Annotated in this window: 10 protein-coding genes and 1 pseudogene; 1 reads left to right on the forward strand and 10 read right to left on the reverse strand. The window is 60.0% G+C overall.

Annotated features, from left to right (window positions below; translation table 11 throughout):
* Positions 1-505: 505 nt before the first annotated feature.
* A pseudogene (locus BJA_RS09530) lies at positions 506-4,292 on the reverse strand (AAA family ATPase).
* Positions 4,293-4,294: 2 nt separating this feature from the next.
* On the reverse strand, positions 4,295-4,984 hold the full coding sequence (locus tag BJA_RS09535) for an exonuclease SbcCD subunit D (protein WP_018648594.1): 690 nt from the start codon (positions 4,982-4,984) through the stop codon (positions 4,295-4,297).
* A 156-nt stretch (positions 4,985-5,140) separates the two neighbouring features.
* On the opposite strand from BJA_RS09535, the gene BJA_RS09540 reads away from it, so the two are divergent.
* Positions 5,141-6,270, forward strand: a protein-coding gene (locus BJA_RS09540) for an IS3-like element ISRj2 family transposase (protein ID WP_109866565.1) whose coding sequence is annotated in 2 segments (ribosomal slippage) — positions 5,141-5,393 and positions 5,393-6,270 — 1,131 coding nt in all. Because the reading frame shifts where the segments join, the coding sequence is not laid out codon by codon here.
* A gap of 103 nt (positions 6,271-6,373) precedes the next feature.
* On the opposite strand, the gene BJA_RS09545 is transcribed toward BJA_RS09540, so the two are convergent.
* The 8 genes from BJA_RS09545 to BJA_RS09580 all read right to left on the reverse strand — a co-directional run bounded on the left by BJA_RS09545 (position 6,374) and on the right by BJA_RS09580 (position 15,567).
* The gene (locus BJA_RS09545; protein ID WP_011084725.1) at positions 6,374-6,895 is read right to left on the reverse strand and encodes a metallophosphoesterase family protein; all 522 of its coding nucleotides are present in this window, start codon (positions 6,893-6,895) and stop codon (positions 6,374-6,376) included.
* An 8-nt stretch (positions 6,896-6,903) separates the two neighbouring features.
* Positions 6,904-9,012, reverse strand: a complete 2,109-nt coding sequence (locus tag BJA_RS09550; protein WP_011084726.1) for an ATP-binding protein — start codon at positions 9,010-9,012, stop codon at positions 6,904-6,906.
* 7 nt (positions 9,013-9,019) lie between these two features.
* Complete coding sequence (locus BJA_RS09555; protein ID WP_011084727.1) at positions 9,020-10,324, reverse strand: SIR2 family protein; 1,305 nt, start codon at positions 10,322-10,324, stop codon at positions 9,020-9,022.
* Positions 10,325-10,401: 77 nt separating this feature from the next.
* On the reverse strand, positions 10,402-11,322 hold the full coding sequence (locus tag BJA_RS09560) for a nucleotidyl transferase AbiEii/AbiGii toxin family protein (RefSeq protein ID WP_018647871.1): 921 nt from the start codon (positions 11,320-11,322) through the stop codon (positions 10,402-10,404).
* Positions 11,312-11,932 carry a type IV toxin-antitoxin system AbiEi family antitoxin domain-containing protein gene (locus tag BJA_RS09565; protein ID WP_026312796.1) on the reverse strand — a complete coding sequence of 207 codons (621 nt, stop codon included), beginning with the start codon at positions 11,930-11,932 and terminating at the stop codon, positions 11,312-11,314. Before BJA_RS09565 ends, BJA_RS09560 begins: the two co-directional genes overlap by 11 nt.
* Before the next feature lie 213 nt (positions 11,933-12,145).
* The gene (locus BJA_RS09570) at positions 12,146-12,892 is read right to left on the reverse strand and encodes a DCL family protein (RefSeq protein WP_018647872.1); all 747 of its coding nucleotides are present in this window, start codon (positions 12,890-12,892) and stop codon (positions 12,146-12,148) included.
* Positions 12,867-15,347: an AAA family ATPase gene (locus BJA_RS09575; RefSeq protein ID WP_231166584.1), complete on the reverse strand. Its 2,481-nt coding sequence runs from the start codon at positions 15,345-15,347 to the stop codon at positions 12,867-12,869. Before BJA_RS09575 ends, BJA_RS09570 begins: the two co-directional genes overlap by 26 nt.
* Entirely contained in the window at positions 15,340-15,567 is a 228-nt protein-coding gene (locus BJA_RS09580; protein ID WP_131234255.1) for a hypothetical protein, read from the reverse strand. Before BJA_RS09580 ends, BJA_RS09575 begins: the two co-directional genes overlap by 8 nt.
* Positions 15,568-15,742: the final 175 nt, after the last annotated feature.

Below are 15,742 nucleotides of genomic sequence, written 5' to 3' on the forward strand. Positions count from 1 at the left end.
ATCCGTCTTGTCCAGACGATATTGGCGGGTGAGATCCCGAGCATCCTTACCGATCGGAATGACATCACTAGAGGAAACCCACTGTGGGTTACCGACTTTCTCCTCAAATGCTGCAATGACGTCGTCGGGAAGATCGGCACCAAACAGAAAATATCGAAGATAACGGATAAAATGTGGATGCGTGTAAATGTCGGTACCTCTGCAACCATTCTCTCGAATAGACCCTTACGCGACGCTTTGATCCTCCCCTGATGGTATCGGGGGTCATTCCAGTAATTCAGTCTTTCTTGGGGAATTGCGGATCTATCGCTCAGAGATTGGAGCAAGGTAAGGATCGGCTGCGCATTGGCTTTATAAGCTGCGTGGCCCTCATCATGATTGCGATGAGATTCCCAGAGATCGACCTTCGCGAGTATCGCGGCCTCGCTCTCAGTCAGCTTGATATGATACTTCTCCATGTATCTCCTCTTCCGGCCTGAACACTCCGAGGTCGCTTCTCCTGATATTATTGTGCGCTACTCGTCGTAGGCCATGCGGCTCCCATGCTATTAGATACTCTAATTTCGGATCGGCCCGCACCGCGCTTTTCCACGCGCACCTGCACGGCAATCCGCTCGATCATGGCAGCGACATGTGTGATGACGCCAACCTTCTGACCTCTGCCCTGTAAGGTCTCCAGCGCATCTACTGCTAAGTCGAGCGTCTCCGCATCGAGCGATCCAAAGCCTTCATCGATAAACAGCGTGTCGACAAAGGACGATCGACCCTCAAGACCTGACAGCGCCAACGCCAGCGCAAGGGAGACGAGGAAGCGTTCACCGCCTGACAGGCTTCGGGTGCCGCGGACCTCGTCGCCCATGTCGCGATCAATAATATGCAGCGTGAGATCGGACGCAGCCCCTCGCGCGAGCCTATAGCGGGGTGTTAATGCGTGGAGATGATCATTCGCCAATTGCACCATGTGGTCGAGCGTAATGCCCTGCACAAAGCGACGGAAACGATCACCGCTGGCCGAGCCGATAGCATCGTCGACTGCATGCCAGATTACGAGTTCCGCTTTCGCAGTTTCGATTTGAGCGGATAGATTTGCGGCGGCGCGGCGCGCCTCGTCGTCTCGCGCGAGCGTAGCGGCAAGTCCACCTGTCAGTTGTTGCATGTCTCCGATTTCGGTTCCCAACGTCGCGACGACTGCGGCCAATTCCTCGACATCGGTGGTCTCGTTGAACCCTTCCAGCGCCCGGTTTAGGTCATTCTGACGCGTCAGCACTGCGGTGCCCGCATCGTTCACGCCTCGATCGATCTCCCGAATTCGGACCCGTAACGCTCCACTCAATGCTGGGTCGGTTGCGATCAGCGCCGCAACCTGATCCGGCGGGCGAGCAATATCCATGCAGGCGGCGTTGAATGCCTTTTCGGCTAACGCGTTACGGCCTTTGGCGGTCTCCAATCCAGCGGCGGCCTCGTCGCAGCGAGCGCCGGCCGCCTGGAACGCTGCATCTGTGGTCGATTTTGTCTCGCGCGCACGAGCAAGAGCTTCACGGGTGGTCTGGCAAGCCTCGGTGATCCGAGCCCGGTGACTTGCTGTCGCCTCGCCATCGAGGAGTTCTGCTCTGGCACGCGCCTTCTCTCCCTCGGCCAGGCGACGCTGATCGAGAAGAAGAGCCGCCGCCGTTACCTGGGCCTGCGCGTGCCGAAGCGAGGCGTCCGCCGCCGCACGCTCGGGCGCCAGGCGCTGGAGCGTCATTTCAAGCTGGCCAACTTGCTCGCGCAGGGCGGCGTACTCCGTCGCAACCGTTGACAGCGTGAGGCTAACACCGGCGGGATCGACATCGAGGTGGTCGACGGCCAGACCTGCGGCAGCAAGAAACGGCGTGATTTCACGGCTGATGGAAATGAGGCGCTCAGCAAGGCCCGCCGCCTGGACCGTGTACTCAGTTGCCTTTAATTGCGCAGCGTGGAAATTAGAACGTCTTTGGTCGATGGAGCGCGCGGTCGTCTCGATCACCTCACCGAGCGCGTCATGCTTCCGCTGCAAACTGTCGATCTCTGTCCGAAGACGCCGGGCGCTTGCGAGCGGAGACGCAATGGCGGATCGTTCTGCGATCGCGACTGAGATGAGGGCCGCCAGTTTCGACGCAGCCTGGTCATCGAGAACGGGAGGTGCGTTCCCCTCGATCCCAGCCTTCGTGCAGAGATCGTTCAACGACGACCACTGTTCGCCAAAAGCGCTGTTGGCAGCCAGAACTTGTCCACGTGCCACATCGATGCCGCGATTTGTCTCCGCCTGGCGCGCTTCTCCAGCGGAAAGCGCGCGCGTTGCAGCGTCCAAACGTTGGCCCGTCGCGGTCAACGCGGTATCAAGTTCTTCGCGCCGACGGCGAAGCCTAGCAGCTATTTCGTTCAGCGTGCTTGGATGCGCAAGATGGGGATGGTCGGTGCTGCCGCACACCGGGCAGGCCAAATTTGGAGCCAGCAGGCTGCGCAGATGAATGGCCTCAGATGAGACCGCCTCGTCGGCGAGCTCTGCGATCGGAACAATTTCCGCACGCGCGGTCCGATCGCGGAGCTGGTCCGCTTCAGCTTCAACGATCTGGCTTTTTGCTGTGCTTACCGCCTGAGCCGCCAGCGTGTGTTCCGATTCCCGCCGTGTTAGATCTGCCGATGCCCGAGTATACTGGTCGCAGACGGTGCTGGCCTCGCGCAGAGCCTCAAGCGCGCGTTGCAGGTTGACGTCTCGTTCGTGGAGCGTCGCCTCATCGATGCCGGCGAGACTAGCTCTACGATCACCGATTTCACGACTTAAGCCATCCTTTCGCTCGCGATCCTCGGTGAGCTTCTCCAGCAGCGCAGTTATTTCATTTTGCGACAGCGTAGCTGTTTCTTCCGCTCCAGCGGCCGTCACCCTAGCTGCAGCGTGCTCCTGTTGGAGCGCTCCCCGCTTCGCTAACAAGTCCATCGCATCGCCAAGACGATCAGCAAGAAGAACGCGATCCGATCGGCTTTTTAATTGCGCCGCAGTGGTGCGGTACGATTCTGATGTCTGACCGAGAGTCTCATCAATCGTTGCCAGCGCATCGGCCTTCTCGCGCAGTGTCGCTTCCGCCTGCTGCGATTTTTCCAGCGTATCATTAAACTCCGGTCCGAGCTGCCGCCAGCTCGGCGTCGAGCCTTTCGGCTTCGTTCCAAAGGGGACCAAAATTCTTGAGGACCTCTTCTGCCGCTCCGTTGGCGGTTACCGCGTCCGCCAGTTGCGTTGTAGATTCCGAGTGTAGTTTCTGCGCTTCCTCGCGTGCAATAAGCAAACCGTCGAGACGGGTTTGGGCCTTCGCTGCCGTCCGCCGTGCATTTTGCAAATCGCCTGCTAGCGGACGAAGCGGCTCGCCAAGATCGAGTTCGGCAAGAGATTGATACTCATCAGCGGCTGCCTCGCGCGCCGCGTGCGCTGCGACCGCTTGAGCCTCAGCCCGCGCGAGGTCGCTGCGGGCGGCGGCCACGCGCTTGAAGTGATCTAACCGCTCGTTGTGTTGATCGCGCTCCGCGCCTTTCTGTGCAATGGTTGAAGCAAGCTGACTCTGCTCGTCCAACAGCGCCTGCCTGGCTTCGTCATCAAGAAGCCCGATGTCGTCTCGACGCCGCTCCAATTGCTCGACACTTCTTCGTCGAGCGTCCGTGCCGTCGTGAACGCGGACCGAGATCGCTGCGTAGATTTCAGTACCGGTGATCTTCTCCAGCAATTCTGCGCGCTCGCTCTCGGCGGCGAGCAGGAAAGCGTCGAACTCGCCCTGTGCGAGGAGCACCGTTCGCCGGAACTGGTCGAATGTGAGGTCGGTTCTCCTCCCCACCGCCTCACGGACCTGAGTCTTGCCAGTCGCCACCGCGCTGCCGTCGTCGAGTCGATACAACGAACGCTGCTCATTCTGCAGCCGCCCATTTGCTCGCCCTCGCGCCCGATTGGCCTCCCAGCGGACGCGATAGCGCTCGCCATCCTGCCCAACGAAATCCACCTCGGCATATCCGCTGCCGGCGCCTCGGCGCAGGATCGCTCGGCCATCATGAATTGAAATCGCCTCCCCACTGGGATCGGGCGCATTCTCCCGTCGACCGACAGAGACGCGTGGATACTCGCCATAGAGCGCGAGGCAGAGCGCGTCGAGGATGGTCGATTTCCCGGCGCCGGTCTCGCCAGTGATGGCAAAGAGGCCGGAACCTGCAAGAGGTTCTGCGGCAAGATCGATCTCGAAAGGAGCACCAAGACTTGCCAGACTCTCGCCGCGGATAGCCAAGATCCGCATGGCTATGTCTCCGCCTGTGCGCGGTGGAAGACATCGAGATGCGTGGCATCCGGGGCTACGCCGAAGGTGCGTTCAAATGCGAGCTTGAACAGATCCTCCGGATCTCTTTCCGCAAGGCGGATCATAGGATCGGCGGAAGTCACGTCGTTTGACGCCTCGGGTATTGCCGCGACACGGGTGTCGACGATGCGCGCCGGAAAGCTCTCCGCAATGCGGTCGACCTCCTCTCTGAACCCGGGCGATAACCCTTCCCGGGCAAGCCTGATCTGGACGAATGGCCGTTTATGAAGCGGCAGGTCCGATGAGAGGTTCATTGCCGTCAGATGATCACCAAGTTCGTTCAAGCGCATATCTCCCGCCTCAGGAAGGCGGACGAAGGCAACTGGCCGGTCGATCGGGATATGTTCGGATAGAACCGTTGTTCCGTCGAGGCTCACAAGAGTGACCCCGTGCGCGTAAGGCATCTCCGTCGCCGACAAGGGAATCAGTGAACCAGAATAGCGGATGGTATCACGACCGATGGCCTGAGCCTTATGCAAGTGGCCAAGCGCCACGTAGCTCGCTTCCGCCGGGAACACGTCGTGCGGCACAGCATGCTGGCCACCAACTAGAATTCTGCGCTCCGCGCCTTCCGACTCAATACCGCCCGCGACATGGAGGTGTCCCGTTAGGACGAACGGTAGACCATCCATCGGTCCCCGTAACGTGTCGACCAATTCAGCATAGAGGCTCCGCACGCCAGCGATGACGGGCGAGTCTAAGAGCTGGCCCCGCAAATTCGGACAGTAGCTTGAGTGGATTTTCTGCCTGACAGCGGCGAGGATTCTTGCTGCGAATCAGGAGCGAAGATGACGAAGAAGAGCCGCCGGACGCATTCTCCGGCATTCAAGGCGAAGGTTGCTTTGGCTGCGGTCAAAGGAGACAAGACACTGGCGGAGCTGGCGCAACTGTTTGATGTTCATCCGAACCAGATCACGATCTGGAAAAACCAGCTCCTGGAAGGCGCCGCCGGCGTGTTTGGGCATGACAAGACATCGGCCGAGACGCCGGTCGATTTGAAGGCGTTGCATGCCAAGATCGGCGAGCTGGCGTTGGAAAACGATTTTTTGTCCGGCGCGCTCACCAAGGCGGGCCTGCTGAGCGCAAAGCGATGATCGACCGCGGTCATGATCTTTCTATCGTGCGCCAGGCGAAGGTCCTGAAGCTGGCTCGCAGCACGGTCTACTATGAACCTCGGCCAGTTTCGGCCGAGGACCTTGCCTTGATGCGTCGGCTCGATGAGCTGCATCTCGATTATCCCTTCGCGGGAGCGCGTATGCTGCGATCGTTGCTGCGGCGGGAGGGGGTATACGCCGGTCGCCGCCACATCGCGACGCTGATGAAGCGCATGGGGATCGAGGCGGTCTATCGTCGCCCGAACACGAGCAAGCCGGCTCCGGGTCACAAGATCTACCCGTACCTGTTGCGCGGATTGAAGATCGAGCGGCCCGACCATGCGTGGGCAATGGACATCACCTACATTCCGATGCGGCGTGGCTTCGTCTATCTCGCGGCGGTCGTCGATGTGTTCAGCCGACGGGTCCTGGCCCATCGCGTCTCGATCACAATGGAGGCGGCCTTCTGCGTCGAAGCGGTCCAGGAGGCGTTGGCGAAGCACGGCAGGCCCGCGATTTTCAACACGGACCAGGGCAGCCAGTTCACCAGCCTCGAGTTCACCGATGTGCTGCTGGACGCGAAGATCGCCATCAGCATGGATGGCAAGGGCGCCTGGCGCGACAACGTGTTTGTCGAGCGGCTCTGGCGCACGGTCAAATACGAAGAAGTTTATCTCCGCGCCTACGACAGCGTGTCCGAGGCGCGAGCGTCAATTGCCAAGTATCTGGCCTTCTACAATCAGGGACGCCCTCACTCGAGCCTTGACGGGCGCACGCCCGACGAGGCTTACTTCGGCACGCAAGCTATGGTGATGGCCGCATGACCGTCGCCGACGATTTTGTCGTCGCTCTGGTCGGGCTACGCCCTCCCGACGCAACGACAAAATCGTAAAGCCCCGCGTTCAGCATAACCCGGCAGGAATCCACTTAAATCCAGCGGGGCGCTGTCCAAACAACCGGGGCCAGCTCTTCTACTTCACCATCTAGCCGCGTCAGATTCGGAAGGCATGCTGCGGTTGGGTAGGAGACTGCAAGCACATGAGCAGCCACCGAACCGCTTGTATCAGCGATAGGAACGAGATGACGGGCCGCCTCGACTCGCCCTTCGCGCCGCCGCACATTGCCCACGACGCGGATGTTGAATGCCTCCAACAGAGGCCGCGGCGCTTCCAACCGACCAGCTGCATCATGGTTGCCAGCAGCGATCACCATAGCCATGCGCGGATTCGCGCGGCTCAGCCGCATGAGCGTATTGTAGAAGAGCTGTTGCGCTTCCCCAGAGGGGTTTTGGCTGTCAAACACGTCGCCAGCGATGATGAGGGCATCGACATCCCGCTCCACAACGATCTCTTCGAGCCGCTCAAACACCTTGCGGTGCTCGTGCTCCCGAGAGAACCCGCGTAAAGTTTGACCGATATGCCAATCGGCCGTGTGAAGGATACGGATCATTGTGTTTATTATTCCTCCGGATCATGCACCGGAGGAGCGCCCGACCATTCTTCGGAGATTGCGCCCCAATCGACGCCACGCTCTTCGGTAAGCGTCCACACCTTCCAGAAATCCGGGTCCGCCGACTGCGGCCGCTGCGCATCGGGCAATTCATCGACCTCAACCAGCACCGGGATCGGCGCTGCCCAGCCCAAAAGAACCGCTTGGCGGGACGGAAGACTCGGCAGTTCACGCAAGAGTCCACCTACATTGTCTGGGACAAGGCGTGCGACGAGGTTCTGGTCCGCGTCATTGACGATACGGTGCAGCACAAACGTGTTGCATTGGGCGAGAACCGTTGGAGAGAGCTCCGATGGTCGCTGCGACGAAAGGACGAGCCCGAGCCCGAACTTGCGCCCCTCTCGAGCGATACGCTCGAACACCTCGCGACAAAGTTGGGTTGGAGATGACGCAGGACCATCATCATCTTTACCGCGTCGAACGAATGTGTGGGCTTCCTCCAACACGAGTACGGTCGGCAAGGTCTGGCCCTTCGGATGGCCACGGCGATATCGCTGAAGCGATTCGAAGACCAGCCGCGCCAAAACTGAAACGACGATGTGGACGATTTCGGACGGAACAAGAGACAGATCGACAACCGCGATCTGGCCGTTACTCGCCCCGTCGTCGCCGATATAGTCCTTTAGCCAGGATTCAAAGGAAGTCGGTGGATCGCGACCGATCACGGCGCCGAGCCGCTGATCAGCGAGCATACCGCGAATCCGCAGCCCGAGCGTCGAGATAAACCCCGCGAGATTACCTCCTTGCTCGGTTGCCACCCGGTCAAGATGCTCGGCGAGAATATTTACGTCGAAGAACTGTGGGGCGTCCTCACTGATAAGGGTTGCGTGACCGATATCCGGCAGCGTTTGAGCCAATGTGTCCAGCGCACTGCGGATCGTTTCGAGGTCGGAAATCGTAAAATCGTTGAAGAAATTACCTGATCGCCGGCCATCTACAATTCCCGTGATCGTCGTGGAAATCGCTGCAAGAGCGCCACTAGCGGTACCGAGGGTCTCCCCGCCAAACTGCGAACAATCTGACGCGATCGTTTCAAGGAGCCGTGCGCACTCGAATCTTGCTTTTGCTGCGCCCCCGAAAGCCTGTGTGCCAGTGTTCAGCATCGCCGAGATCCGAATCGAATAAGAACCAAGGTAGCGCCGAATCATCGCCTCTCTGGGAACTCCCTCCGTTTGGCCGGCCTTCAGCTCCCTCAGCCCCTGCATCAGCAACGGGCGTTGTGCCCCTGGCTGGGCGTGAGCGACTGCGGTCCACTCGTGCCCGCTCCAGAGCCACGCAGGGACATCGAGCGGCCGCTCTCCTCCCGTCACGGGCGGAACACGAAACAACCGCAGCTCGTCTCCGCGATCAGCGAAAGCTCTGGCATATTCGCCATTGGGATCGAGAACGATGAACCGCGCGTTGGGCACCCCCGTCTTGCCAGCCTCCTTGAGGGACTTCTCTGCGGCCTCCATAGACCATCGAATCAGACCCGCCACCGTGCATGATTTACCGCTACCGGTGTTTCCCAATACGGCCAGATGCCGACCGAAAAGCTTGTCAGGGTCCACCATGATGGCCGCGCTCGACGCCATCGGCGACGATCCTATTCTGACTCTCTTATCGTCGTCCCTCGCGCCCACGATGGCTTCGATCTGCGGGGCGGTCGGGATAAGAACTTGGTCCCCCACTGACGGAAACGCGACCACGCCACGGGAGAGTTCGTATCTGGTCATACCCGAGGCGCGGTCGCGCCGAGAGGTCAGCGTTCCCACCGGCGATAGCGACATCTTTCGGAGCGGGAATGGAAGATCAATCAGGCCGAAGTCTTTCAGGCCAGAGCGCTTTGGATAAGGAGAGCGTTCGATCCCAATCCAGGTTATGTAGGCGACTGTCGCGCCCGCTTCATTTGGGATGAGCACATACCCATTGAGACGCGGAAACCCCGCCGGAACTCCAGTATTCAATGCCGTGGAGTGCGGAGCGTCCAGTTCAAGAAGCGCCCGAACTTCGTCAGGCGCAACCGATTCGACGACACCGACAACAAGGCCCGACAATCGTTCGATTGGAGTTGTCATGATCGCCTCATATCGGCCCGGTTGCAGTCGCTGAAAGCGGCACAGTAGCCGGATCGTTGAGTTTCGGATCGCCTGGGCGATGCTTCAACAATTCCGTCACTCGACCCGATATGTAGTCGAGCGCCGGTTTTGGCAGGTAGTTTGCGACCAACGTTGCAAGATCCGAGAAATGCGGCCCGATCAGCAGCGAGACCTGTGCATCGCGCGTCTTTTCAACAAATGCTTTGAGGCGATCGTCCGCCGCATAGGCCATGATCACCAAATGGGTCGACGGAATCGTGAGCATATCGAATAGCACCCGATTCACGTGATCGTCGCCGAACCCATATCCGTAGGTCACGACAACGGCGTTAGGTCGGCAAGCTGCGGCCGCAAAATCGCGAAAGAGCTCCGCATACGGATATTGCGTTGTTTCGACGTCCTTCGCAGGATTGGGGTAGATCATGACCGTATCGACGGGTTCTTTGGGAATGTCGGTATGATCCGCAGGCGCTCCGAATGGGATGCCCTTGCGATAGATCCGCCGTTCGTCCTTATCAAAAAACCAGTCCAGTGAACCATGGAGCTTAGTGAGGCGAATGACGCCCTCCATGAACCGCGGCTCACCCCGAATGCCGGGTGGATTGTAGTGGACATCAACTTCAACGCGCGACGCCCGGAAGACCGGGTTCAGGGCACCGACAAATCTATCGATGATCCGAAGACCTGCAAAATCGCAACCATGTTCGATCAGGCGGTCGTAGTTTGTTGTGAAGACGTGCAAACGTTCACGAGATGCAGCGCGGCTCGCAAAACTCAGCAGGAATGATTGCAGAGCACCTAGGGCAGCATCTTTTGAAGCGGGATCCTTTCCAGCAACAATCCCGCTTTCCGTCTTCAACAATGAAGTGAGAAAGCCAGACATCTGGGCGTCGATGCCCTTCTTGAGGGTGTTTTCTGCTCCCTTGTCGATGACCCCCAACCCCTCGAGCAGAGCAAGCGCACTTCGAAACTGATCTTCGATGTTTGCCGCACCTCTTTTCATCGCCGTCGCTCCGGCCTGGGCGTGCGCGTCGATCGCGGCGTCATATGACGTGCCAAATGTAACCTTGGCCATGCCTGTGGCCCCTACGCCCCCCAGGTAACCAACCGCTGTGGTGAACCCACTGCCGAGCAGCAGGTTGAGGTGCTCTGCTTGGAAAACAGCAGAGAGCCACGGCTCGATATGCTTTCGAGCGCTATTGGTCAGGGAATCCAATTCATCTGGGTCAGTGGGTAGATCGTCCCAGGCGCCTGAGTGACTGCCTACGCGATAAAAGTGCTTCTTATCCATACTTACCCCCAAACCGCGATCGCGGCTCTTTTCTTCGTCAATCGCGCCATGCGGAACGGAGTAAATTTATGATCCCGCTATGCCTCATCGATTGCTGCTCCCGGCGACCATGGCCCGCTCGGCGGCCAAATTCGTTCTTCTTTCAATCCGACGACCAGGGGCATCAAGAAGAGGCGGAGATCGGCGACGGTAACGGCAAAAGCATCCGGTGCGGCTGCCATCCGATCGCGCTCCAGGAAGGCGCGCCACTGGGCGGCCCATGTTTCCGCGAATTCATCGGTCAGACCGACCGGGACAACGGATGGGAGGACCGTTCCGCGTCGCTCGAAGGTCCGCTGAATTGCCTCGGCAAGAGCGGCCCGGCGAAGCTCGAATGTTCGGGAGATTACCCAGAGATCATAGAAATCCTTGAGCCGACTGTTGGCCACGCCGAGCGTCACGAGCGCTGCGAATTTCTCAGCTACCACTGTTTCGACCGGATATGCGCGAAGGTGCGGCGTTGGGGCGTCCAGCAGGGTGGGATAGTCGATCTCGACCGCCGCGGGTGTAATGGCGTCGCCGAAACCGATGTCGACCTGGATCGGAATACGCGCCCCGGCGATAGTTGCCGTTGTGCGGACCCGCACGCCACCATATTCCAGCTCCTCACGAATCGGGGTCGCCATCAGCGCTGCGACATCAAACGTCACACCGTCATCGACGACCGGCTGCGCACAAATGGCCCGGAAGGTTTCGGCAATGGCTTCGGTGTCGCGGTCGCCGTGGCCAAGCAGATCCAGATCGCGCGTAGGCCGAAACGGATCGGCTATCCAGGTCACGAAGAGCATCGCACCTTTGAGGATGAAGCGGTCGCGGTGCGGCGACGCGCTTAGCCGGTAGAGCAGACGCTCGAGCGCATATCGCGTCAGGAGAATCTGGAAGTCCGATCGCTCGGCACGTGCCCGATCGAGGAGCCGCGCTCGCACTGATGCGCCGATGTTGCGAGGCTCACGCGCCATCGGACACCATTGCTTCGACGTAGGGACGCATGACCGACCAGACCCGCGCCTTGCGAGCGTAATGCCAGAGTTGATCCGGCTTGCATCGGCGACGGCGGAGGCCTTCGCGCAGCCCCTCCATCGCGACGTCAAGGCCGATCTTGGTTCGGTAGCGAAAGCAATCGACAATTGTCCTCGCCGGATCCGTGATAGGAACGTCGACATTCTCAATGCGGTGACGCTCGATCCCTTCGGTAAGCGCCGATCCGGTGAATCGCACGAACCGGATAGGTGGATAATCGATCTTGGGTCGCCAGGCGGAGCGATCGATCGCCATCCATACAGCCGACGGCATCTGCAGCGTCAGTTCGTGGTATTGGAGGGCCGAGGTAAGACAGACCACACCCTTTGGAACCAGAACTGCTGCCTCGGCGAGGGTATGGGCAGCCTCGAGGTGGGCGTCGGGGAGTTGATAGAGCCCACGTGCTGGGCGGACGACTGCCTCCTCCCGAACAAGACGGGCAAGCGTCTCCGGGCCGATGCCTTCGGCGATGAAATCCTTCAGCCGGAGCATTCCTCGGGTCTTCAGGAGGTCGAGCGCGCGAAGTCGCTGGGCGCTGGTGGACGGCATGGAGTGTGACGTTTCCTCTGATCTGGAAAGATATAGCAGATGTTTTATCACAAGGTCGTTGGCTTGAAAATCCCCGAATCATCGCCCATCCCCATCCTTCCTCGAAGCTTGACCGAGTGGTGTCGGACGACGACGGCATCGTCGCCGACTTAATATTTTCCTAGTGCCCGGTGAGACGGGAACGCGCGGCGAAACGCTCATGACCGGCAGTGGCTATCCTGTCAGCGTAATCCGGCCGTCCTTCAGCCGATGCCGACTGGCTTGTGCCAGATTGACCGTATTCCGCACGAAATCGAGCCGCGCAATCCCAGCGTGGTAGGCTCGAAACGCCTCGCTCAGGGCATTATCCGTCACCTCAGGCGAGACTTGATCATCCTTGCCTGTCGTGAGCGGCACATTGTCGAGTGATAGCCCGCGCCCGCAAAGAAACGTCGTCACGATGACCTCGAAGGTCATCGGTGGACGGTGATCCATATGCCCCTCGTCCTGCGCGATGCGTTCGCCCGTCACGGCGCAGGAAACCAGACCGTCAGAACCGCTGTGGGTGGCGAAGAGATTATCGCGGGCCTTGTAGAGATCGAAGCGCACCGCGCGTCGAAAGGCTTGGGCGACCTCCTGCTTACGGCTGGGTGGTCGCTGGGAGATGCAGTGCGGATAGGAGAAATCCGTGCCGCTGCCGTCGGTGCGGATGATCCGGAAGCATTGCGTCCCATGCTCGGTCATCATAACCTGAAAATGGCTGACGCCACAGCCCACCTTGGCAACATATTCGGTGTGGCGTTCGAGAAGAGCGGCAACGTCGAGGCCATCCTCGTCGCTCACTCGCTCACCGGGCTGGTGGCGGTTCAGCATGGCCTTGAAGAACGCCGTTGCGTCGCCTTGCTTCTCGAAGCTGCGTGTCGCCAGCTCGACGGGTCTCGAACGCCCCCCCCATTCAAGCCGCCCCTGCTGCTGCCGCAAACTCGAACTGCGCCTCGCAGCCATTATGCGCACATACCGGCTTTTTGAGAGTAAAGGGCCGCTGGAATTTCGTTCGACTGCACTTCTTGCAGGCAAACTGGCTGCGGAAGGTCTTGAACTCCTCCCAGCGCGCTTTCTCGTCACCAATCGAACTGTCGCCATAGGGCCCGTCCTGGAAGTGGCTGCCGAAATTCTCGATCTCGCCCTTCACCAGACTGTCGAGGAAGCGGTTGTTGACGCCCGGCACCAGCGCCGGCACTAGCTTGGCATCCTTGAGCAGGCCGGCGAGCGCAGAGGCCAATTCGCTGCGTTCGTAGGAATAGGCCCTCTCCAGCGGTCGGATGCGGACGCTGACCCCGAAATCCCGACAGATGCCGAGAAGCCACTCCTCCTCCGCCTGGCGCATCTCGTTGGCCGCCGACTGGCCCGCCGCCCAACGCGCCTCGATCATCTCATCGCTGACCTTGTGATCAGCGAAACGCGGCCCGTAGGCCGGATCGAGGCCAATGATCCGGGTGAAGTGCCACGCTTTCGCCTCGAGCTGATCCTTCAAATAATTGAAGAACCGCTCGTCGTGCGTGGTGATCAGGATCTGGCAGTCTCCGAACATGGTGGCGATGAGTCCGGCAATAGTGCGCCTATGATCCGCATCGTAGGAGGTCACGATGTCGTCGAGCGCGATGATGGGCGCGCCTGCATTAAATTGCTTGATTGCAGCCATGCGCAACGCCAGCGCCACCGAATGGATCTGGGAGTCGCTCAAATAGCCACCCGGCTGCACGCCCGTGCGGTTCTTGGCGAAATCGATCAGGAGGTTGAGCCGCTGCTGGTTCGTGTCGTCTTCCGCCGGCAACTCCAACCGGATTGGCGCGGCGCCAGCGCCCTGGATCCGCTTGTAGATGTCGTTCATCGGCGTCTGAAGCTTGTCGAGCAGAGTCTGCACCTTCTTGCGGATCTCGGCCGAGATTATCGTCGCCTGCGCCGTCAACGCGTCGGAGAGTTTCCCCAGCTGTGTTCGCGTCCGTAGGGCGAGGTCCCGCTCGCTCTGTAGCTCCAGCAGCCGATCGATCTTCGTCTTGGCTTTGATATAGGTGTGGTCGCCTTGCTTCGACTCGATGTCGACGATGGCCTGATCGAGCATAGCGAGCAGCTTGGCGATCGAGGCAACGATATCGGCCGAAGCCGGCACGGCAGCCTGAGGCCAGCCGGCGATGCCAGTTTGATATGCGATGAGATCGGCTTTCAGTTTCGCTTCATCGTCGCCGAGGAGGCCAATAAGCCCCGGTAACGCCGCCACCAATTGGGTATGAGCTTTGGTCGCCGCGGTCTTGGCTGCGTCGAGCACCTTCTTGGCGGCGGCATAATCGGCCAGCTCTTCCAGATGCTTGGCGATATGTTCTCGGATGGCCCCGGCACTGCCCGCCGCCGAGTCGGTTACGGGCGTTTCACAGACTGGGCATACAGCAGGCGCCGGTACACCTTCGGCGAAAAGCGGCTCTGCGGCTTTCCACAAAGCCTGAAACATAGTGCTCGCCGCCTTGCCGCGCTCCTCCGCTTCCTCCGCGACGGCGGCCGACAGCGCCCCCAAGGCCGCATCAAAGGTCGGAATAGCGCCGCCGACGACGGTCTTGCCGCTCTCCGCGTCCGTTACCTCAGACCACAAAGCGGCCGCCGCATTGCTGATCTGACGCAGGCCTGCAAGCCCTATCTTGTTCTCTTCGGCCTTGGCTCGCACTTCCAGCTCGATATAGGCCGGATCACCAGCCGTCAGCGCCATCAGCACTAGCACCGCGTCGAGCGGAGCCAAGACCGACGTGTTGGCGTAAGCGAGGATCGCCACCGAATCCCAGGCTTTCACCACCTGGGCCGTCTTCCGAGCAAGCTGGGTGTCTGCGCGCTGCAGTGCCGTGCCGTCCTCTGAGGCAGCCTTCACCTGCGTGCGCAGCGCGCGAATATTCTTCTGCACCTCGACCAGCGGGCCAAGCTGCAGCCAATTGGCGACATCCGTGTAGCGCTGTTCGGGCGTGTGGATTTCGACGAACGTGCGCAGCGCATGCCCGCGGATGATCGGCGGCACCGCGAAGCAGGCGTTCAAAGTCGTGGCCACCGCCGGTATCGGTCGCTTCGTCCCCGTCGCCGGTCGGCTGCCGTTGGTGGCATCCTTGCCCGAAACGACGCCAATCGTGACCGCCGGAGCGATCTTCGCCTCCTCCGACAGATTGTGCGCCATTGCGACGGGGCCGGCCTGATTGTTGATAGTGCGCTGCCCGAGCCTTTCGAGTGTGCCATCCTTGGAGAACATGAATTCCAGCGCATCGATGACACTGGACTTGCCGCTGCCATTCGGCGCGAAGATCGCCAGACAGCGTTTTTTGCTGAAATCGAACGTCTTTGGTTGGAGATACGCGCGGAACCCGGAAAGTCCCAAGGATTGGAGGAAGTAAGGGTCAGCCATTGGCCACCTCCGGTTTTGGAGGATTGGCACGTTCGCCTGCGAGTTTCAGGATGGCATCCTTGGCCTGAGCGACGGGGTTCTGAGCGGGCGCCGCCTTCAGGATGTACGTCTTCAGGATCTCCGCTAGGCCGGCATCGACACCTTCTCTTTGCTTCAGGCTTTCTCCCAATGTCGTAAGAAATGCCTCCGGCGAATCTGCCGGCTCTGCTTCACCTTCCACGCATTTAGCCCCCAGTTGTTTGCTTCTGACAATACACCGCGACTAACCAAAGGAGAATGACGCTTCCTTGAAACTACGTGCCTTTATGGGGAAAGCTTTCCCCTGCGGCCGAGCCGAGGTCTCGGCCGACCCCTTCTGCGGGGAAACCCCGCAATGCCCCATTAGAGTGAGAGGG

Source organism: Bradyrhizobium diazoefficiens USDA 110 (assembly GCF_000011365.1).
Taxonomy (GTDB): domain Bacteria; phylum Pseudomonadota; class Alphaproteobacteria; order Rhizobiales; family Xanthobacteraceae; genus Bradyrhizobium; species Bradyrhizobium diazoefficiens.

Excerpts from the sequence above, each read along its gene's own strand:
- BJA_RS09535 (WP_018648594.1), bottom strand. The coding sequence starts at position 4,984 with ATGGATGGTCTACCGTTCGTCCTAACGGGACACCTCCATGTCGCGGGC.
- BJA_RS09545 (WP_011084725.1), bottom strand. The coding sequence starts at position 6,895 with ATGATCCGTATCCTTCACACGGCCGATTGGCATATCGGTCAAACTTTA.
- BJA_RS09550 (WP_011084726.1), bottom strand. The coding sequence starts at position 9,012 with ATGACAACTCCAATCGAACGATTGTCGGGCCTTGTTGTCGGTGTCGTC.
- BJA_RS09555 (WP_011084727.1), bottom strand. The coding sequence starts at position 10,324 with ATGGATAAGAAGCACTTTTATCGCGTAGGCAGTCACTCAGGCGCCTGG.
- BJA_RS09560 (WP_018647871.1), bottom strand. The coding sequence starts at position 11,322 with ATGGCGCGTGAGCCTCGCAACATCGGCGCATCAGTGCGAGCGCGGCTC.
- BJA_RS09565 (WP_026312796.1), bottom strand. The coding sequence starts at position 11,932 with ATGCCGTCCACCAGCGCCCAGCGACTTCGCGCGCTCGACCTCCTGAAG.
- BJA_RS09575 (WP_231166584.1), bottom strand. The coding sequence starts at position 15,347 with ATGGCTGACCCTTACTTCCTCCAATCCTTGGGACTTTCCGGGTTCCGC.